Here is a 598-nt window from a genome sequence, read left to right as displayed (position 1 = left end):
GTGGCGGCCTGGGCGGGGGCATCGGGGCCGGGGCTGCTGCCGGCGGTCGCCGCCGCCAAGGTCCGCGCCGGCGAGGCGGCGGGCCAGGCGGCCGCCATCGCCCATCAGGTCCACGGCGCGATCGGCTTCACGGAGGAGCACCGGCTGCACCTCTACACCGGCCGCCTCCGGGCCTGGCGCGACGCGTTCGGGCGCGAGGCCGAGTGGGCGCAGGTGCTCGGCCGCCACCTGATCGCCGCCGGCCCCGAGGGGCTGTGGCCCGCGATCACGGCCGCCTGAGGATTTTTGCCATGTCGCAATTCACCTTCCCGTCGCCGCCCCCCTCCCCCGCGGCGGAAGTCTTCCGGGGCGAGGTCCGGGCCTTCCTGGCGAGCGAACTGAAACATCGCGCCCCGATCGACCGGGCCCAGAGCTGGAACGGCCTCGATCCCGCCTTCTCGCGCAAGCTCGGGCAGCAGGGCTGGCTCGGGCTCACTTGGCCGAAGGCCTATGGCGGGCAGGAGCGCTCGGCGCTCGAGCGCTACGTCCTCCTCGAAGAACTGCTGGCCGCCGGCGCGCCGGTGGGCGCGCACTGGATCGCCGAGCGCCAGAGCGGCCC

General features: G+C 75.4%; 2 protein-coding genes. Both read left to right on the top strand.

The features are described 5' to 3' along the window. A partial coding sequence (locus VQ03_RS30500) for an acyl-CoA dehydrogenase family protein (RefSeq protein ID WP_280948584.1) occupies window positions 1–279 on the top strand: 279 nt, incomplete at its 5' end. A gap of 11 nt (window positions 280–290) precedes the next feature. Further along, window positions 291–598 (top strand): acyl-CoA dehydrogenase family protein (locus VQ03_RS30495; RefSeq protein ID WP_048454690.1); only part of this gene is annotated, 308 nt, incomplete at its 3' end.

The organism is Methylobacterium tarhaniae, assembly GCF_001043955.1.
GTDB lineage: Bacteria > Pseudomonadota > Alphaproteobacteria > Rhizobiales > Beijerinckiaceae > Methylobacterium > Methylobacterium tarhaniae.
The sequence above is the reverse complement of the archived record's forward strand: the minus strand, read 5'-3'. Positions and strand labels throughout refer to the sequence as shown.